Origin of the sequence: Pseudomonas campi (genome assembly GCF_013200955.2) — a bacterium.
In the GTDB taxonomy this organism is placed as follows: domain Bacteria; phylum Pseudomonadota; class Gammaproteobacteria; order Pseudomonadales; family Pseudomonadaceae; genus Aquipseudomonas; species Aquipseudomonas campi.
This window is the reverse complement of sequence record NZ_CP053697.2, coordinates 3403251-3421600: the sequence shown is the minus strand read 5'-3', so window position 1 is coordinate 3421600 and position 18350 is coordinate 3403251. Positions and strand designations below refer to the sequence as shown.

19 protein-coding genes are annotated in these 18350 nt (G+C 64.4%); 11 read left to right on the top strand and 8 right to left on the bottom strand.

Features of this window, described 5'->3' with window-relative positions; translation table 11 throughout:
- Positions 1-6: 6 nt before the first annotated feature.
- Complete coding sequence (tadA, locus tag HNE05_RS15865; protein ID WP_173209142.1) at positions 7-483, top strand: tRNA adenosine(34) deaminase TadA; 477 nt, start codon at positions 7-9, stop codon at positions 481-483.
- 292 nt (positions 484-775) lie between these two features.
- Here tadA and mltF read toward each other — a convergent pair whose 3' ends face one another.
- Positions 776-2254 carry a membrane-bound lytic murein transglycosylase MltF gene (gene mltF / locus HNE05_RS15860; protein ID WP_173209139.1) on the bottom strand — a complete coding sequence of 493 codons (1479 nt, stop codon included), beginning with the start codon at positions 2252-2254 and terminating at the stop codon, positions 776-778.
- Positions 2255-2465: 211 nt separating this feature from the next.
- On the opposite strand from mltF, the gene purL reads away from it, so the two are divergent.
- The 3 genes from purL (at position 2466) to HNE05_RS15845 (ending at position 7217) form a co-directional block, all read left to right on the top strand.
- The gene (gene purL / locus HNE05_RS15855; RefSeq protein WP_173209137.1) at positions 2466-6362 is read left to right on the top strand and encodes a phosphoribosylformylglycinamidine synthase; all 3897 of its coding nucleotides are present in this window, start codon (positions 2466-2468) and stop codon (positions 6360-6362) included.
- A 48-nt stretch (positions 6363-6410) separates the two neighbouring features.
- Positions 6411-6710, top strand: coding sequence for a CDGSH iron-sulfur domain-containing protein (locus HNE05_RS20635; protein WP_338053193.1), 300 nt, complete (start codon positions 6411-6413; stop codon positions 6708-6710).
- Between the two features lie 189 nt (positions 6711-6899).
- Positions 6900-7217, top strand: coding sequence for a YqfO family protein (locus HNE05_RS15845; RefSeq protein ID WP_173209135.1), 318 nt, complete (start codon positions 6900-6902; stop codon positions 7215-7217).
- 286 nt (positions 7218-7503) lie between these two features.
- Here the strand turns inward: HNE05_RS15845 and HNE05_RS15840 are convergent, their stop codons facing one another.
- The 3 genes from HNE05_RS15840 to HNE05_RS15830 form a co-directional block, all read right to left on the bottom strand.
- Entirely contained in the window at positions 7504-7932 is a 429-nt protein-coding gene (locus HNE05_RS15840; RefSeq protein WP_173209133.1) for an organic hydroperoxide resistance protein, read from the bottom strand.
- A 205-nt stretch (positions 7933-8137) separates the two neighbouring features.
- A complete protein-coding gene (locus HNE05_RS15835) occupies positions 8138-8596 on the bottom strand; it encodes a MarR family winged helix-turn-helix transcriptional regulator (protein ID WP_173209131.1) in 459 nt (152 codons plus the stop codon).
- Between the two features lie 129 nt (positions 8597-8725).
- A complete protein-coding gene (locus HNE05_RS15830; RefSeq protein ID WP_173209129.1) occupies positions 8726-9229 on the bottom strand; it encodes a L,D-transpeptidase family protein in 504 nt (167 codons plus the stop codon).
- Between the two features lie 215 nt (positions 9230-9444).
- On the opposite strand from HNE05_RS15830, the gene HNE05_RS15825 reads away from it, so the two are divergent.
- Positions 9445-10368 carry a DUF6929 family protein gene (locus tag HNE05_RS15825; protein WP_173209127.1) on the top strand — a complete coding sequence of 308 codons (924 nt, stop codon included), beginning with the start codon at positions 9445-9447 and terminating at the stop codon, positions 10366-10368.
- Between the two features lie 6 nt (positions 10369-10374).
- On the opposite strand, the gene HNE05_RS15820 is transcribed toward HNE05_RS15825, so the two are convergent.
- Together HNE05_RS15820 and HNE05_RS15815 are read right to left on the bottom strand one after the other, a co-directional pair.
- Positions 10375-10605 carry a DUF2789 domain-containing protein gene (locus HNE05_RS15820; protein ID WP_173209125.1) on the bottom strand — a complete coding sequence of 77 codons (231 nt, stop codon included), beginning with the start codon at positions 10603-10605 and terminating at the stop codon, positions 10375-10377.
- Positions 10606-10684: 79 nt separating this feature from the next.
- Positions 10685-11230: an NUDIX hydrolase gene (locus tag HNE05_RS15815; protein ID WP_173209123.1), complete on the bottom strand. Its 546-nt coding sequence runs from the start codon at positions 11228-11230 to the stop codon at positions 10685-10687.
- A 136-nt stretch (positions 11231-11366) separates the two neighbouring features.
- Here HNE05_RS15815 and HNE05_RS15810 point away from each other — a divergent pair, with 136 nt between their 5' ends.
- From HNE05_RS15810 to HNE05_RS15790, 5 genes are read left to right on the top strand one after another with little or no spacing between them, the layout of a single operon-like run.
- Positions 11367-11975: a CoA pyrophosphatase gene (locus HNE05_RS15810; RefSeq protein ID WP_160488666.1), complete on the top strand. Its 609-nt coding sequence runs from the start codon at positions 11367-11369 to the stop codon at positions 11973-11975.
- 10 nt (positions 11976-11985) lie between these two features.
- On the top strand, positions 11986-12510 hold the full coding sequence (locus tag HNE05_RS15805) for a gamma carbonic anhydrase family protein (protein WP_173209121.1): 525 nt from the start codon (positions 11986-11988) through the stop codon (positions 12508-12510).
- The gene (locus HNE05_RS15800) at positions 12510-12716 is read left to right on the top strand and encodes a DUF1289 domain-containing protein (protein WP_173209119.1); all 207 of its coding nucleotides are present in this window, start codon (positions 12510-12512) and stop codon (positions 12714-12716) included. The genes HNE05_RS15805 and HNE05_RS15800 overlap by 1 nt, the downstream gene beginning before the upstream one ends.
- Positions 12717-12749: 33 nt before the next feature.
- Entirely contained in the window at positions 12750-13931 is a 1182-nt protein-coding gene (gene purT, locus HNE05_RS15795) for a formate-dependent phosphoribosylglycinamide formyltransferase (RefSeq protein ID WP_173209117.1), read from the top strand.
- Positions 13931-14686 carry an SGNH/GDSL hydrolase family protein gene (locus HNE05_RS15790; RefSeq protein WP_173209115.1) on the top strand — a complete coding sequence of 252 codons (756 nt, stop codon included), beginning with the start codon at positions 13931-13933 and terminating at the stop codon, positions 14684-14686. The genes purT and HNE05_RS15790 overlap by 1 nt, the downstream gene beginning before the upstream one ends.
- Here the strand turns inward: HNE05_RS15790 and HNE05_RS15785 are convergent.
- Both HNE05_RS15785 and HNE05_RS15780 read right to left on the bottom strand, forming a co-directional pair.
- The gene (locus HNE05_RS15785) at positions 14637-15911 is read right to left on the bottom strand and encodes an HlyC/CorC family transporter (protein ID WP_173209113.1); all 1275 of its coding nucleotides are present in this window, start codon (positions 15909-15911) and stop codon (positions 14637-14639) included. The genes HNE05_RS15790 and HNE05_RS15785 overlap by 50 nt on opposite strands.
- Positions 15912-15921: 10 nt before the next feature.
- Entirely contained in the window at positions 15922-16722 is an 801-nt protein-coding gene (locus HNE05_RS15780) for a cytochrome C assembly family protein (protein WP_173209111.1), read from the bottom strand.
- Positions 16723-16863: 141 nt separating this feature from the next.
- On the opposite strand from HNE05_RS15780, the gene ffh reads away from it, so the two are divergent.
- Positions 16864-18240 carry a signal recognition particle protein gene (gene ffh, locus HNE05_RS15775; RefSeq protein ID WP_173209109.1) on the top strand — a complete coding sequence of 459 codons (1377 nt, stop codon included), beginning with the start codon at positions 16864-16866 and terminating at the stop codon, positions 18238-18240.
- Positions 18241-18350: the final 110 nt, after the last annotated feature.

The window sequence follows — 18350 nt, the reverse complement described above, 5'->3', positions numbered from 1 at the left end:
GCTTTGATGCGCGAGATCAAGATCATCGACCGCAGCCAGGACGAGCGCTTCATGCGCGCGGCCCTGGCCTTGGCCAGCGAAGGCGCCGCGCTCGGCGAAGTGCCGGTGGGCGCGGTGCTGGTGCAGGATGGCGAGGTCATCGGCCGCGGCTTCAACTGCCCGATCTCCACACATGATCCCAGCGCCCATGCCGAGATGGTGGCGATCCGCGCCGCCGCCCTCGACCTGCGCAACTACCGCCTGCCGGGCAGCACCCTGTACGTCACCCTGGAGCCGTGCAGCATGTGCGCCGGGCTGATCGTCCATTCGCGGATTGCCCGCGTCGTCTATGGCGCTACCGAGCCCAAGGCCGGGGTGGCGGTCAGTCGTGGGCAGTTCTTCAGTCAGGACTTCCTCAACCACCGGGTGCTGGTCGAGGGCGGTTTGCTGGCGGAGGAATGCGGGGCGGTGCTCAGCGCCTTCTTCAAGGCGCGGCGCTCGTAGCCCGGATGCAATCCGGGGTTGCCCTGTGAGGTGATTTCCCGGATTGCATCCGGGCTACGCGCGGCATCAGAACCTGTTTAGGATCTTTTGAGCTAGAGCCAGGCAAGGCGCAACGACCACCAGGAGTAACAGCCGCAGGCTGGCCCGAAGGGTAAGCGCCAGCGAATCAATTGGGCGAGGGCGCGGAGTTTACACGCCGTAAATGAGCAGCCCGAGCCCGATTGACCAGCCTGCGGCTGTTACTGCGTTGCAACGCAGCATGGCCGACGATCAAGAGAACCTAGACAGGCTCTCAGAGCCGCGTGGAGTCTTCCGGCGGTATGGTCTTGTTCACGCCCGGCACATGGAAGCTGCTTTCGGCCATCTGGGTGCCTTCCAGCTGCGGCTGGGTCACCCAGTTGAGGATGTCGTAGTAGCGGCGGATGTTGCGCACGAAGTGCACGGTTTCGCCGCCGCGCGCATAGCCATAGCGGGTCTTGCTGTACCACTGCTTCTGTGCCAGGCGCGGCAGCATTTTCTGCACATCCAGCCACTTGTTCGGGTTCAGCCCTTCGGCCTTGGCCAGCTTGCGCGCATCACCCAGGTGGGCAATGCCGATGTTGTAGGCGGCCAGGGCGAACCAGGTGCGGTCCGGCTCCTCCAGGTCTGCGGCCAGGCCGCTGTGGATCAGCGCCAGGTACTTGCCGCCGCCCATGATGCTTTGCCGAGGGTCCAGGCGGTTGGCCACGCCCATGGCCTGGGCGGTGCCCTGGGTCAGCATCATCAGGCCGCGCACGCCGGTTTTGGAGGTGGCCTCGGGCTGCCACAGCGATTCCTGGTAACCGACGGCCGCCAGCAGGCGCCAGTCGACCTTGTGCTTTTCCGCGGCCTGCTTGAAGTGCTGTTCGTAGCGCGGCAGGCGCTGCTGCAGGTGCTTGGCGAAGGTGTAGGCGCCGACGTAGCCGAGTACATCGACATGCCCGTAGTAGCGCTGCTTGAGGCGCTGCAGGCTGCCGTTTTCCTCGACCAGGGCGAGGAAGTGGTTGACCTCCACCAGCAGGCTGTCGTCCGTGCCGCTGGCCACCGCCCAGCCCACGTTGCGCGCGTCACCCAGGTCGAAGGCCACGCGCACGTTGGGGAAGTACACCTGGTTCATCGCCAGTTCGTTGGAGTCGACCAGGGTCAGGTCGATTTGTCCCTCGTCGACCATGCGCAGCAGGTCGACCACTTCGACGGCAGCGGATTCTTCGTATTTCAGTTCGGGCAGCGTGGCTTGCAGCTGGGCCAGTTGTTCGGCATGGCTGCTGCCTTGCAACACCAGAATGCGCTTGCCGACCAGGTCCTGGGGGCGCGAGGGGCGTGGCTGGCCGTTGCGGTAGATGACTTGTGGGGTGACTTGCAGGTAAGCCTGGGAAAACTGCGCCTGGCTCTTGCGCCCCTCGCTGTCGACCAGGCCGGCGGCGGCCAGCACCGGGCCATCCGTCTGGTTGAGGAGGCTGAACAGGTCATCGAGGTTGTCGGCGGTTTCGATCTGCAGCTGGACGCCGAGGTTCTCGGCGAAGCGCTTGACCAGTTCGTACTCGAAACCGGTCTCGCCGTTGCGATCCTGAAAGTAGGTGGCCGGGCTGTTGCGGGTGACCACCCGTAGCGCTCCCTCCTCCTGTACACGCTCGAGGGTGCTGGGCTGTTGGACGACTTCGCCATCGCCATCACAGCCTGCGAGCAGCAGGGGGATTGCAATCGCCAGCAGCCAGGCGGCCGTACGGATGCGCAACGCAATTTGGACAAGCATCGGCGCAGTATACGCAAAGCCTGGGGGGCGCCATATATCGACAGCCGGGGGCGTCTCTGCTAGGCGCTGCGCGGGCTGCGCCGATTTGCCGGTGATTTTGCCGTCCGGCGGCAGGCTGCCGCCTGGCTGTATGCGTACGGGTGCCGTCGGCCGGCGCTTTAGGCTAGAATGCACGGCCTCAAAGCACACCCCTTCCCAGAGGCTGTTCACGATGTTGATCCTGCGCGGCGCGCCCGCTCTTTCCGCTTTCCGTCACGGCAAATTGCTCGAGCAACTGACCGCCCAGGTCCCCGCTGTGACCGGTCTGTACGCCGAGTTCGCGCATTTTGCCGACGTTACCGGTGTGCTCACCGCCGACGAAGAGCAAGTCCTGGCCCGTCTGCTGCAATACGGCCCGAGTGTGCCGGTGCAAGAGCCGAGCGGCCGCCTGTTCCTCACCATCCCGCGTTTCGGCACCATTTCGCCCTGGTCGAGCAAGGCCAGCGACATCGCCCGCAACTGCGGTCTGGCGAAGATCCAGCGCCTGGAGCGCGGTATCGCCTATTACGTCGCCGGTGAACTGTCGGCCGCCGATATTCAGGCTGCGGCCAGCGTGCTGCATGACCGTATGACCCAGCTGGTGCTGGGCGCCATGGAAGAGGCCGCCGGTCTGTTCAGCCATGCCCAGCCCAAGCCTCTGACCGCGGTGGACGTGCTCGGTGGCGGTCGCGCCGCCCTGGAGCAAGCCAACGTCCAGCTCGGCCTGGCCCTGGCCGAAGACGAAATCGACTACCTGGTGAAGAGCTTCACCGAGCTGGGGCGCAACCCGCACGACATCGAACTGATGATGTTCGCCCAGGCCAACTCCGAGCACTGCCGCCACAAGATTTTCAATGCCAGCTGGGACATCGACGGCCAGAGCCAGGAAAAATCGCTGTTCGGCATGATCAAGAACACCTATGAGCTGCACCGCGAAGGCGTGTTGTCGGCTTATAAGGACAACGCCTCGGTCATCGTCGGCCACCCGGCCGGGCGCTTCTTCCCCAATCCTGAGACCCGCGAGTACGCCGCGACCCAGGAGCCGGTACATATCCTGATGAAGGTGGAGACGCACAACCACCCAACCGCCATCGCCCCGTTCCCTGGCGCCTCCACCGGCTCTGGCGGCGAGATCCGCGACGAAGGCGCGACCGGTCGTGGCGCCAAGCCGAAGGCCGGCCTGACCGGTTTCACCGTGTCCAACCTGCAGATCCCCGGTTTCGAGCAGCCCTGGGAAGTGCCGTACGGCAAACCCGAGCGCATCGTCACCGCGCTGGACATCATGATCGAAGGCCCGCTGGGTGGCGCTGCGTTCAACAACGAGTTCGGCCGTCCGGCGCTGACCGGCTACTTCCGTACCTTCGAACAGGCCGTGGCCAGCCCGCGTGGCGATGAAGTGCGCGGCTACCACAAGCCGATCATGCTCGCCGGCGGCATGGGCAACATCCGTGAAGACCATGTGCAGAAGGGTGAGATCTCGGTCGGCGCCAAGCTGATCGTGCTCGGTGGCCCGGCCATGCTGATCGGTCTGGGCGGCGGCGCGGCCTCGTCGATGGCCACTGGCACCAGCTCTGCCGATCTGGACTTCGCCTCGGTGCAGCGCGACAACCCGGAAATGGAGCGTCGTTGCCAGGAAGTCATCGACCGCTGCTGGCAGCTGGGCGAGCACAACCCGATCAAGTTCATCCACGACGTCGGTGCCGGCGGTATCTCCAACGCCCTGCCGGAGCTGATCAACGACGGCGGCCGTGGCGGTCGCTTCGAGCTGCGCGCCGTACCGAACGACGAGCCGGGCATGGCCCCGCACGAAATCTGGTGCAACGAGTCGCAGGAACGCTACGTGATGAGCGTGGACGCCGCCGACTTCGAGCGCTTCAAGGCCATCTGCGAGCGTGAGCGCTGCCCGTTTGCCGTGGTCGGCGAGGCCACCGCCGAGCCGCAGCTGACCGTCAACGACAGCCACTTCGGCAACAAGGCGGTGGACATGCCGCTGGAAGTGCTGCTCGGCAAGCCGCCGCGCATGCACCGTAGCGTCACCCGCGAAGCCGAGCAGGGCGATGACTTCGCCGCGTCCAACGTGGCGATCGATGACGCGGTCACCCGCGTGCTGCATCACCCGGCCGTGGCCAGCAAGAGCTTCCTGATCACCATCGGCGACCGCACCATCACTGGCCTGGTCGCCCGCGACCAGATGGTCGGCCCGTGGCAGGTGCCGGTGGCCGATTGCGCCGTGACCGCCACCAGCTTCGACGTCTATACCGGTGAAGCCATGGCCATGGGCGAGCGCACCCCGCTGGCCCTGCTCGATGCTCCGGCGTCGGGCCGCATGGCGGTTGGCGAGACCATCACCAACCTGGCCGCTTCGCGCATCGAGAAGCTGTCCGACATCAAACTGTCCGCCAACTGGATGGCCGCTGCCGGCCACCCGGGTGAAGACGCGCGCCTGTACGACACAGTTCATGCAGTCGGTATGCAGCTGTGCCCGGCGCTGGGTATCACCATCCCGGTGGGCAAGGACTCGATGTCGATGAAGACCCGCTGGCAGGACGAAGGTCAGGAGAAATCCGTGACCTCGCCGCTGTCGCTGGTGGTCACCGGCTTCGCCCCGGTCGCCGACATTCGCCAGACCCTGACCCCGCAGCTGCGCCTGGACAAGGGCGAGACCGATCTGATTCTGATCGACCTCGGTCGCGGGCAGAACCGCATGGGTGGCTCGATCCTCGCGCAGACCTACGGCAAGCTCGGCCAGAGCGTGCCGGACGTGGATGATGCCGAAGACCTCAAGGCCTTCTTCGCGGTGATCCAGGGCCTGAATGCCGACGGTCACCTGCTGGCCTACCACGACCGCTCCGACGGCGGTCTGCTGACCACCGCGCTGGAAATGGCCTTTGCCGGCCATTGCGGCCTCAGCCTGTTCCTCGATGCCCTGGCCGACGACAGCTCCGAGCTGGCCGCCGTGCTGTTCAACGAAGAACTCGGCGCGGTAATTCAGGTGCACCAGGACGCCACGCCGGAAGTGTTGGCGCAGTTCAGCGCCGCCGGCCTGGGCGATTGCGTGGCGGTGATCGGCCAGCCAATCAACGGCAGCGACGTGGCCATCAGTTTCAATGGCGAGCCGGTGTTCGGCGGCCAGCGCCGCCTGCTGCAGCGCCAGTGGGCCGAGACCAGCTACCAGATCCAGCGCATGCGCGACAACGTGCAGTGCGCCGAGCAGGAATTCGACAGCCTCCTCGATGAGGACAACCCCGGCCTGTCGACCAAGCTCAGCTTCGACGTCAACCAGGACATCGCCGCGCCCTACATCAAGAAGGGCGTGCGTCCGCAAGTGGCGGTGCTGCGTGAGCAGGGCGTCAACGGCCAGGTGGAAATGGCGGCGGCGTTCGACCGCGCCGGCTTCGCCGCGATCGACGTGCACATGAGTGACATCCTCAGCGGTCGCGTCAGCCTGGAACAGTTCAAGGGCCTGGTGGCCTGTGGTGGCTTCTCCTACGGTGACGTACTGGGTGCCGGCGAAGGCTGGGCCAAGTCGGTGCTGTTCAACAGACGAGCTCGCGATGCCTTCCAGGGCTTCTTCGAGCGCAAGGACAGCTTCGCTCTCGGTGTGTGCAACGGTTGCCAGATGATGAGCAACCTGCACGAGCTGATTCCGGGCACCGAGTTCTGGCCGCACTTCGTGCGCAACCGTTCGGAGCAGTTCGAGGCGCGCGTGGCCATGGTCCAGGTGCAGGAATCGGCATCGATCTTCCTGCGCGGCATGGCCGGTTCGCGTATGCCGATCGCCATCGCCCACGGTGAAGGGCATGCCGAGTTCGAGAGCGAGGAAGCTCTGCTCGAAGCGGATCTGTCCGGCACCGTGGCGATGCGCTTCGTCGACAACTACGGCAAGGTCAGTGAAGCCTACCCGGCCAACCCCAACGGCTCGCCGCGCGGGATCACCGGGCTGTGCAGCCGTGACGGCCGCGTGACCATCATGATGCCGCACCCGGAGCGGGTGTTCCGCGCGGTGCAGAACTCCTGGCGCCCGGACGAGTGGCAGGAAGACGGTGGCTGGCTGCGCATGTTTCGCAACGCCCGCGTCTGGGTGGATTAAAAGCGGCCGAAGGCCAATCTGCTGACCCTCTCCCGCTCGCGGGAGAGGGTGCCCGAAGGGCGGGAGAGGGTTGCTGTGTCAGACCCCGAACAACCCAACCTCATCCTCCCCGAAGTCCGCCAGGTCAAACCCGGCGAGACCCATCTGCTGTGTCGCTGCGGGCGTTCGTCCGCGCTTCCCGACTGCTCTTCTCTTTGCCCCGAGGCCCTGCGCCTGGAGCCCGTGCGCGAGCAGCACCTGTTGCTGTGCCGCTGCGGTCAATCGCAGCGCCTGCCTTATTGCGACGGTAGCCATAATCCACCGGTTAACGGCTTGCGGGCGCGCTGGCGCCGTTTTAGCTCCGGGTGATTAAGCCTTAGCTGGTTATGGCCAATTGCTCTAGTCAGGAAATGGACTATCCCCTTTCCCATTGCTCCAATGCAGAGTTGCGAACTGTGCCGCGCTGGTGAGATAAGGCAAAATGCCATTATCGCTGCGGCAGGGTGAGTTTCAGTGCTGTGAGGCTCCCGTATTCGTCGATGTGCCTTGGAGAAGCCGATGTACAAACTGTGTTTCTATGTGCCGGAAAGCCATCTGGAGCAGGTCAAGCAGGCGATTTTCGCCGCGGGCGGCGGTCGTATCGGCAAGTACGACAGCTGCTGCTGGCAGACCCTGGGGCAGGGGCAGTACCGCCCGCTGGAGGGCAGCGAGCCCTTCCTCGGTGTGCATGGCCAGGTGCAGCAGGTGGCCGAATGGAAAGTCGAACTGGTGGTGACCGATGAGCTGCTGCATGACGCGGTCAAGGCGATGAAAAAAAACCATCCCTACGAAACTCCGGCTTTCGATGTCTGGCGGCTTTCCGACCTGCAGTTTTAAGAACCCGTTTCGGATCTCTTGATCGTCGGCCATGCTGCGTTGCAATCGCGCTCGGAAAGCGGCTTGCCGCTAACGCGCTTTAGCGCGACCCGGAGGGCGAGTGGAGCGAGTACTGCTCATTTACACCTCGTAAACTCCGCGTCCTTGCCCAATTGCGCCTTGCCTTGCTCTAGCTCAAAAGCTCCGAAACAGGTTCTAAGGCGCAGCGCTATAAACAAAGCCCCGGCTTGCATAGGCAAGTCGGGGCTTTGTGCTTTTGGCCTGCGGGCATGCAGTCTCGTGAGACTTATACGGCGACACTCAGGCGCACATCGATGTTGCCGCGGGTGGCGTTGGAGTACGGGCAGACCTGGTGGGCGGCGGCGACCAGTTCCTCGGCCACGGCTTGTTCGAGGCCCGGCAGGCTGACGTTGAGCTCCACTTCCAGGCCGAAGCCACCGGGAATCTGGCCGATACCGACCTTGCCGGTGATCGAGGTGTCAGCCGGCAGCTGGCGCTTGCTCTGGCTGGCGACGAACTTCAGGGCGCCGATGAAGCAGGCCGAGTAGCCGGCGGCAAACAGTTGCTCGGGGTTGGTCGCTTCACCGCCCTGGCCGCCCAGTTCGCGGGGAGTGGTCAGTTTCACATCGAGAAAGCCGTCGGAAGAAACTGCGCGGCCGTCGCGGCCCCCGGTGGCGGTAGCGGTGGCGGTATAGAGGGCTTTGATGGCTTGCATGGCGAAATCTCCAGATTGATTTGCTGTCTAAAAGTTTGCGCGCTAAGTAAGTGCGTGAGATGAAATGTAGTGCGATTTAATTTTGCGCGCAAGATATTTATTTGGAACGATTCGCTATGCACCTATACGTTTTACGGAATAAGGCAGGTCGCTGGGGGGAGTCGAACGGGGAGGGGCATGGGCGTGTTGTAACGCCCGTGGGTGGTTATGCAGAGTGCAGTGCCTGTTGCAGTTTGCTGCGCAGGGCGATGACCTCTTCCTTCAGCGCCATTAGCTCGCTGGTGTTATGGCCGCTGGCTTCGACGATGCAGGTGGGGAAGTGCTCGGCTTGTTGTTGCAGGGCCCGGCCCTGCTCGGTCAGGTACAACTCGACCACGCGCTCATCGACACTGCTGCGGATGCGCTTGAGCAGGCCTTCACCCTCCAGGCGCTTGAGCAACGGGGTCAGCGAGCCGGGGTCGGTCAGCAGGCGGGTGCTGATCTCGCCAACGGTGATGCCGTCGCGTTCCCAGAGCACGAGCATGGCCAGGTATTGCGGGTAGGTCAGGCCAATGCTTTGCAGCATGGGCTTGTAGGCCTTGGTCATCAGCAGCGAGGTCGAGTACAGGGCGAAGCACAACTGGTTGTCCAGTTGCAGGGCTGGGCAGGACTGGGGCGTTGTCATCGGTTGATCCGCAAATGATGAATGCTTGCGCAACAAGTTATCGCGCAAATTAAAGTTGTGCAAATATTGATCATGACCGATTCGCAGGCATGAAAAAGGCGCCCGGGGCGCCTTTGCTGTGCTGGCCGCTCAGGGGCGAATTTCGATCAGCGTGCCGTCCTGCACCAGGCGCCATACCTCACGCATGTCGACATTGCGCATGGCGATGCAGCCTTCGGTCCAGTCGAGGGTGTGGAAATACCACTCGGGGTATTCGTCATCCAGCGGCGTGCCATGGATCATGATCATGCCGCCTGCCGGTACGCCTTTCTTGCGGGCGTTGGCGCTGTCGCGGGCGTTGGGGTAGGAGATGTGCATGGACAGGTTGTACTTCTCGCTGGTCTTGCGCCAGTCGATCCAGTAGAAGCCTTCCGGCGTGCGGCTGTCACCCTCGCGCAGCTTGGCGCCCTTGGGCTCCTTGCCCAGCGATACGCGATAGGACTTGAGCACTTCACCACGACCCATCAGGTGCAGTTTGCGCTCGGATTTGACCACCAGCACCTTGTCGATCGACTTGCCTTGCAGGGTCGGGGCCGTGGAGGCGTTGGCCAAGCCGATGAGGGTGAAACAGAGGGTGGCGAGCAACCAGCGCATTGCGATATTCCAGAGTATTTCCGAGGCCTGAGCGAACAGGTTGTTATAGGGCGAGAGTCTGCCTATGCCGGCGCCGATGTTCAATCTTCCGGGGATTGCCGGTCGTGCAATTGGGCCAGCAGCCAGCGGTTCTGTGTGTTGCCGGGTGAATGAGGTCGACAGGCACGCCGCGCGCCTGTTCTGATTGCGGCTCATGACTACAGAGGGATGGGTTCATGGCTGATCTTCAGTTTCTTCGGCACCTGAGCCTGGCGCCAGGCCAGCATCCGGCGGGTCTCCTGCACTTGAGCGCAGCCAGTGCGCTGGTGCGTTGCGGCGGCCAGCTGTATGTGGTGGCTGACGATGAGCTGCATCTCGGTGTCTTCGCCGAGGGTGATGCGGCGCCGGGGCAGCTGCTGCGCCTGTTCGCGGGGGAGCTGGCCGAGGACAAGGCCGAGCGCAAGGCGCAGAAGCCGGATCTGGAAAGCCTGGCGCTGCTGCCGGCCATGCCGGGCTATGCGCAGGGTGCATTGCTGGCCCTGGGTTCGGGCTCCAAGCCCAATCGCCAGCAGGCCGTGTTGCTGATGCTGGATGCGCAGGGCGCGGTGCAAGGCGCGCCACGCCTGATCGATCTGCGCGCGCTGTACCAGCCACTGCACGCGCAGTTCGCCGACCTGAATATCGAGGGCGCTTTCCTCCTGGGTCAGCACTTCATCCTCTTGCAGCGCGGCAACCAGGGACAGGCGGCGAATGCAGCCGTACGTTTTGCCTGGCCGGCGCTGCAGGCCTGGCTGCTGGGCGAGCAGGGCGAGGCGCCGGTAGCGGACAGCGTGGAGCTTCTGGCGTTGGGGGAACTGCAGGGCGTGGCCCTGGGTTTTACCGATGGTGCGGCGCTGGCCGACGGCCGCTGGCTGTTCAGTGCGGTGGCGGAAAATACGGCGGACAGCTACCAGGATGGCGCCTGCCTGGGGGCCATCATCGGCCTGGTCGAAGCCGATGGCCAGCTGCGCCGGCTGGCCAGCCTGGATGGGCAGTGGAAAGTGGAGGGGCTCGCCGTGCAGCAGCGCGGTGAGAAGTTGCTGCTCAGCCTGGTTACCGATGCCGATGATCCGCAGATCGCCGCCAGCCTGTTGGCGCTGGAGCTGGATTTACCAAGCTGAGTCGGCCTACTTGGACAGCAGCAGGGCCAACTCGTCGACCATTTCTGCCCAGTCCGAATCGTCGTCCAGGGCTTCACTGATAAACGCCGCCTGGGACTCGTTCCAGAACGGCGCCTGGGCCAGGCCCAGGCCTTCGGGCAGATGATGGTCGCGGATAAAGGCTTCGATACCGGCCTTGCCGGCCGGCAGGCCGAGCTGTTTGAACAGGGTGCTCAGGCTGTGATCGCTGGTGTCCATGGTTCCTCCTGTCAGGCAGTGCGCCGCTGCTGGGTAAGCAGAGAGGACTATAGCTTTCACGCCCACGCTGGTGCAGATTTCACTCGCGTGGACGCAGCGCGGCGATGCCCTCGTTGCGGATCGGATAGACCTGCTCGCGGCGATCGGCGAAGTAGCATTTCAGGGTGCGACCGACCGTCGGGAAGGCCAGTTCCTGCCAGGGGATTTCATGCTCATGGAACAGCTGCACTTCCAGGCTTTCCTCGCCGGCGGCGAAGTCCAGGTCAACCAGCTCGGCACGGAAGAAAACGTACAGCTGGCTGATGTGCGGCAGGTCGAACAGGGTGTACAGGCTCAGCTCGCGCACCCGCGCGCAGGCTTCCTCTTGGGTCTCGCGGGCGGCGGCCTGTTCCAGGGTTTCGCCGTTCTCCATGAAGCCGGCCGGCAGGGTCCAGAAACCGCAGCGCGGTTCGATGGCCCGGCGGCACAGCAGCACCTGCTCGCCCCAGACCGGCAGGCAGCCGGCGATGATGCGCGGGTTCTGGTAGTGGATGGTCTGGCATTGCGGGCAGACGAAGCGCAGGCGGTTGTCGCCGAGCGGAATGCGTTGTTCCACCGGGTTGCCACAGTGACTGCAAAAATTCATGCCGGCTCCTTTCTTCAATGCCCCATCTTCGCGCTACAGGCGTGCTACCGGCAAGCTGTCCCGTCGGGGCAGGGCTTGGGCGGCCCCTGGCTTTCATGCCATCATGACGGTTAGAAAAAAAGACCGAGAATGAGCCATGCTCGACGAGCTGCTCCTGCGCGTGCGCAGTCATACGCCACGTATTCTGGAGACCGACAAGCGCCTGCCCGAAGCCGCCGTGCTGTTGCCGCTGACCCGTAGCGACGAGCCGGAACTGGTGCTGACCCTGCGTGCCAGTGGTCTCTCCACCCACGGCGGCGAAGTCGCCTTCCCCGGTGGTCGACGCGACCCGGAAGACCGCGACCTGATCCATACCGCCCTGCGCGAAGCCGAGGAAGAAGTCGGCCTGCCGCCGGGCCTGGTGGAGATGATCGGCCCGCTCAGCCCGCTGGTATCGCGCTTCGGCATCAAGGTCACGCCCTATGTCGGGGTGGTGCCGGACTTCGTCGAGTACCGCGCGAATGATGACGAGATCGCCGCGGTCTTCGCCGTGCCGCTGCGTTTCTTCTGCGACGACCCGCGCGAGGTCACCCATCGCATCGATTACGAGGGGCGCAGCTGGTATGTGCCCTGCTACCACTACGACAACTACAAGATCTGGGGCTTGACGGCGGTGATGATCGTCGAGCTGGTCAACCTGGTGTTCGATGCCGGCATCGACCTGGAGCAGCCCCCAAAACCCTCGGTCAAGATCATTCGCCTGTGAGGAAAATCCGATGAAGTACCGCCTGGGTGATGCCCGTGTCGACGCTCACCCCGACAGCTGGATCGCCCCCACGGCGGCAGTGATCGGCAAGGTGCGCCTGGAGCAGGGCGCCAGTGTCTGGTTCGGCGCGGTGCTGCGTGGCGACAACGAATTGATCCATATCGGCGAGAACAGCAACGTGCAGGACGGCACGGTGATGCACACCGACATGGGCTTTCCACTGACCCTGGGCAAGGGCGTCACCGTTGGCCACAACGTGATGATGCACGGCTGCACGGTCGGCGATTACAGCCTGATCGGCATCAATTCGGTGATCCTCAACGGCGCCAAGATCGGCAAGCACTGCATCATCGGCGCCAACAGCCTGATCGCCGAGGGCAAGGAAATTCCCGACGGCAGTCTGGTCATGGGCAGCCCGGGCAAGGTGGTGCGCGAACTGACCGAACAGCAGAAGAAGATGCTCGAAGGCAGCGCCGCCCATTACGTGCACAACGCCCAGCGCTATGCCCGCGACCTGGTCGAGGATCAGGACTGATGGAACTCGAGCGTCCGGTCAAGTCGCCCTGCGTGAGCATCTGCGCGCTGGACGAGCAGGACATCTGTACCGGCTGCCAGCGTACGGCAGACGAGATCACCCGCTGGGGGCGCATGGACAATGCCGAGCGCCGCCTAGTGCTGGCCCGTTGCGTCGAGCGCACCCGAGCCGCCGGGCAGTTTATCCAGCAGCCCGCCACCCACTGAATTCCCTTTTGCCTGTCTGACGAGGACTCCTGCATGCCCCGTATCGGTACCCCCCTGTCGCCGACCGCGACCCGTGTTCTGCTGTGTGGCTCCGGCGAGCTGGGCAAGGAAGTGGTGATCGAGCTGCAGCGCCTGGGCTGTGAAGTGATTGCCGTCGACCGTTATGCCAATGCCCCGGCCATGCAGGTGGCGCATCGCAGCCACGTCATCAGCATGCTCGACGGTGCGGCCCTGCGCGCGGTGATCGAGCTGGAACAGCCGCACTACATCGTGCCGGAGATCGAGGCCATCGCCACCGACACCCTGGTCGAGCTGGAGGCCGAAGGCTTTACCGTGATTCCCAGTGCGCGCGCGGCCAAGCTGACCATGAACCGCGAAGGCATCCGCCGCCTGGCCGCCGAAGAACTGGGGCTGCCGACTTCGCCGTATTTCTTTGCCGACTCGCTGGAAGAGTGCCGGGTCGCAGCCGAGAAGCTGGGCTTCCCCTGCCTGATCAAGCCGATCATGAGTTCTTCCGGCAAAGGCCAGTCGGTGCTGAAGAGCGCCGCCGACCTGCAGGCGGCCTGGGATTACGCCCAGGCTGGCGGGCGCGCCGGCAAGGGCCGGGTGATAGTCGAAGGCTTCATCGATTTCGACTACGAAATCGCCTTGCTCACCGTGCGCCACAGTGGCGGCACCACCTTCTGCGCGCCGGTGGGGCATCGTCAGGTCAAGGGCGATTATCAGGAGTCCTGGCAGCCGCAGCCTATGAGTGCCAAGGCGCGGGCGGAAGCCGAACGCATTGCTTTGGCGGTCACCGAATCGCTGGGCGGGCGTGGCCTGTTCGGCGTGGAGCTGTTCGTCAAAGGCGATCAGGTGTGGTTCTGCGAGATTTCCCCGCGCCCGCACGACACCGGGCTGGTCACCCTGATTTCCCAGGACCTGTCCGAATTCGCCCTGCATGCGCGGGCCATTCTCGGCCTGCCGATTCCGGCCATTCGCCAGATGGGACCGTCGGCGTCGGCGGTGATCCTGGTCGAGGGCGAGTCGCAGCAGGTCAGCTTCGCCAACCTCGGTGCGGCCCTGGCCGAGGCGGATACCGCCCTGCGCCTGTTCGGCAAGCCGGAAGTCAGCGGCCAGCGGCGCATGGGGGTAGCCCTGGCGCGTGATGAAAGCATCGACGCGGCCCGCGCCAAGGCGACTCGCGCGGCCCAGGCGGTGCGCGTCGAGCTGTGATGCGCCTGCGTGCGCTGGGCTGGTGGGGGCTGACCCTGGCCCTGTTGCCGGTGGTACTGCCGCAAGCGCTGTGGGCGCGGCGCACGGCATTGCGCCTGCCGCCCGCTGCAGGCGCGCAGAGCGGCCTGGTGGGTGCTGCTGGCGCGCCCCCGCTGCGCTTGCTGCTGCTTGGCGAGTCCACGGTGGCCGGCGTCGGTGTCGAGTTGCAGGAGGCGGCCCTGGCCGGCCAGTTGGCTCAGGCGCTGAGTGTGCGCCTGCAGCGCCCGGTGGCCTGGCGCGCCTGTGGCGAGAATGGCATCACCGCCACGCAGGCCTGTCAGCGTCTGTTGCCCCAGGCCTTGGCCGAGCCGGCGGACCTGGCCGTGCTGGTGTTCGGGGTGAATGACACCACCCACCTGAGTTCGCTGCAGGCCTGGGACGATTCCCTGCGCCAGCTCAGTCGCAGCCTGGCGGCGGGTGGCTGTCGTGTGGTGTTTACCGGCGTGCCGCCGATCGAGCATTTCAGTGCCTTGCCCTGGCTGCTGCGTAAGCTGCTGGGCTGGCGCGCGTCCTTGATGGATCGGCATTTGCGCCGCGTCTGTCTGGAAGAGGGCGTGGAGTATCAGCGCCTGGCGCTGGAGTTCGCCGCCGATTACCTGGCGCGCGATGGCTATCACCCTTCGGCGCTGGGTTACCGGGTCTGGGGTGAGGGGCTGGCGCTGGCGCTTAGCGCTGAGCCCGGCCCGGCTGGGTCTGCCACAGGCGCACGCGTTTGACCCGGTTTTCGCTGGATTCGAGGATTTCCAGGCGATAAGGACCGATGCGCAGGCACACCGGGCAATCCGGGATGCTTTCCAGGGCTTCGGTGATCAGGCCGTTGAGGGTTTTCGGCCCCTCGCTGGGCAGGTGCCAGCCCAGCAGCTTGTTCAGTTCGCGGATGTTGGCGCTGCCATCGATGATCTGGCTGCCGTCGGCCTGGGGGCTGATGTCGGCATGCTGTTGCTGATCGCGGCCGCTGAGGTCGCCGACGATTTCTTCCAGCACGTCTTCCAGGGTAATCAGGCCAAGCACGTCGCCATATTCATCGACCACCAGGCCCATGCGGCGTTTTTCCTTCTGGAAGTTCAGCAACTGGGTCGACAGCGGGGTGTTTTCCGGCACGAAGTAGGCCGGCTGGCAAGCCTGCTGAATGGTTTCGAAGGTCAGCTGGTCATGGGTCAGCAGGCGCGCCAGGTGGCGCATGTGGACCATGCCTTCGACCTGGTTGATGTCCTGGCGGTACACCGGCAGGCGCGTGTGGCGGGTGTTCTGCAGCAGATCGACGACTTCGCTGAGGTCATGCTCCAGGTCGATGCCGATGATCTCGTTGCGCGGGATCATCACGTCGTTGACCGATACCGTTTCCAGGTCGAGTACGCCGAGCAGCATGTTCTGCCGGCTTTCGGGCAGGGCATGGCCGGATTCGCGGACCACGCTGCGCAGTTCCTCGGTGGTCAGGCTGTCGCTGCTGCGGGCGCTGGGGTCGATGCCGAACAGGCGGAGCAGCACGTTGCTGATGGCATTGAGGGCGACCACCAGCGGATAGAACAGTTTGAGCAGGATCATCAGGGGCAGGCTTGCCGGGTAGGCAATAGCCTCTGGGCGCAGGGCAGCCAGGGTCTTGGGGGTGATTTCGCCGAAAATCAGCAGGACGATGGTCAGGGCAATCGTGGCGATGGCGATGCCGGCCTCGCCCCAGAGTTGCATGGCCAGCACGGTGGCGATGGCCGAGGCGAGAATATTGACGAAGTTGTTGCCGATCAGAATGGTGCCGAGCAGTCGGTCCGGGCGGCTCAGCAGCTCGCTGGCCCGCTTGGCGCCGCGATGCCCTTCACGGGCTTTGTGGCGCAGGCGATAGCGGTTGAGGCTGATGATGCCCGTCTCCGAGCTGGAGAAAAACGCCGAACACATGATCAGGAAGGCCAGCAGGCCAAGCAGAAAACCGGGGTGCAGCTCGGCCACAGCCAATGCCTCAGATATGCAGAATGAATTCGCGGACCAGCTTGCTGCCGAAGTACGCCAGCATCAGCAGGCAGAAGCCGGCCAGGGTCCAGCGGATGGCCTTGTGGCCGCGCCAGCCCAGCTGGTGACGGCCCCACAGCAGGACGGCGAAGACCACCCAGGCGAAGCAGGAAAGGATGGTCTTGTGCGCCAGGTGCTGGGCGAACAGGTTGTCGACGAACAGCCAGCCGGACAGCAGTGACAGCGAGAGCAGGCCCCAGCCGGCCCAGAGGAAGCCGAACAGCAGGCTCTCCATGGTCTGCAGTGGCGGGAAGTTCTTGATCAGCCCGGACGGATGCTTGTGCTTGAGCTGGTGATCCTGCAGCAGCAGGAGCAGGGCCTGGAACACCGCCATGGTCAGCAGGCCATAAGCCAGGATCGACAGCAGGATGTGGGTGAGAATGCCGGGGCCTTCATTGATCGGGGTCAGCGTGCCGGTGGGCAGGAACTGCGCCAGCAGCACGGTCAGGCAGCCCACGGGCAGGAGTACCAGCAGCAGGTTTTCCACGGGGATGCGCAGGCAGGCCAGCAGGGTCAGGAGGATCACCGCATAGGCGATCAGGCTGGCAGCGCTGAAGAAGTCCAGGGTCAGCCCAGCGGTGGCGTGCAGCTGCAAAAACAGGCTGCTGCCATGGCAGAGCAGGGCGGCCAGTACCAGCAGTGCGAGCAGGGGCCGGTTCGGCGTTTCGCGCCTGGCCAGGCGCAGGCCTTGATAAACAGTGGCGCCGGCATACAGCGCGGCAGCAGCGAGGCTGGGCAGCAGAGGGTGCATAAGTCCTTGTAACGCAGGGCCCGAAAGGTCGTGAGTTTGGCATATAAGAAGCATTTCACGAAAGACCGCTGGCGGTGTCGGTGACTCGGGCACTTGGTTATACTCCGCGACCTGCCGCAAGACCCGCTGAAAGGAAAGCGCATGTTCGAAAACCTTACTGACCGCCTGTCACAGACGCTGCGCCATGTCACCGGCAAGGCCAAGCTGAGCGAAGACAACATCAAGGACACCCTGCGTGAAGTGCGCATGGCCCTGCTCGAGGCCGATGTTGCGCTGCCGGTGGTCAAGGACTTCGTCAACAAGGTCAAGGATCGCGCGGTCGGCACCGAGGTGTCGAAGAGCCTGACGCCGGGTCAGGCGTTCGTGAAGATCGTCCGTGCCGAGCTGGAAGAGCTGATGGGCGCGGCCAACGAGGATCTCAGCCTCGCCGTCACCCCGCCCGCCGTGGTGCTGATGGCTGGCCTGCAGGGCGCCGGTAAGACCACCACCGCCGGCAAGCTGGCGCGCTTCCTCAAGGAGCGCAAGAAGAAGACGGTGATGCTGGTATCGGTCGACGTCTATCGTCCGGCGGCGATCAAGCAGCTGGAAACCCTGGCCAGCGACATCGGCGTGACCTTCTTCCCGTCCGATAGCGGTCAGCAGCCGGTGGCCATTGCCCAGGCGGCGATTGCCGAGGCCAAGCTCAAGTTCATCGACGTGGTCATCGTCGACACCGCTGGCCGTCTGGCCATCGACGCCGAGATGATGGCCGAGATCCAGGCCGTGCATGCGGCGACCAAGCCGGCCGAGACCCTGTTCGTGGTCGACGCCATGACCGGTCAGGATGCCGCCAACACCGCCAAGGCCTTCGGCGATGCGCTGCCGCTGACCGGCGTGGTGCTGACCAAGGTCGATGGTGATGCCCGTGGCGGTGCCGCACTCTCCGTGCGCCACATCACCGGCAAGCCGATCAAATTCATCGGTATGGGCGAGAAGAGCGACGCGCTCGAGCCGTTCCATCCGGATCGCATCGCTTCGCGCATCCTCGGCATGGGTGACATGCTCAGCCTGATCGAGCAGGCCGAGCAGACCCTCGACCGTGAGAAGGCCGACAAACTCACCAAAAAGCTGAAGAAGGGCAAGGGCTTCGATCTCGAAGACTTCCGCGACCAGCTGCAGCAGATGAAGAACATGGGCGGTCTCGGTGGCCTGATGGACAAGCTGCCGTCCATCGGTGGCGTCAATCTGTCGCAAATGAGCGGTGCCCAGGGTGCGGCCGAGAAGCAGTTCAAGCAGATGGACGCGATCATCTGCTCCATGACCCCGGCCGAGCGCCGCGATCCGGACATCATCAGTGGCTCGCGCAAGCGCCGCATCGCCCTCGGCTCCGGCACTCAGGTGCAGGATGTTGGGCGGCTGATCAAGCAGCACAAGCAGATGCAGAAGATGATGAAGAAGTTCACTGCCAAGGGCGGCATGGCCAAGATGATGCGCGGCCTGGGCGGTATGATGCCCGGCGGCGGCATGCCCAAGCTCTGAGTGGCATGCCCGCAAATGCCGTACATGGCCGCCCTGGCTGGCTTGCAGGGCGACGCCGACCGGTGGAGCCAAAAAGAGATTTGCAAACGGCCGCATAATCCTTAGAATAT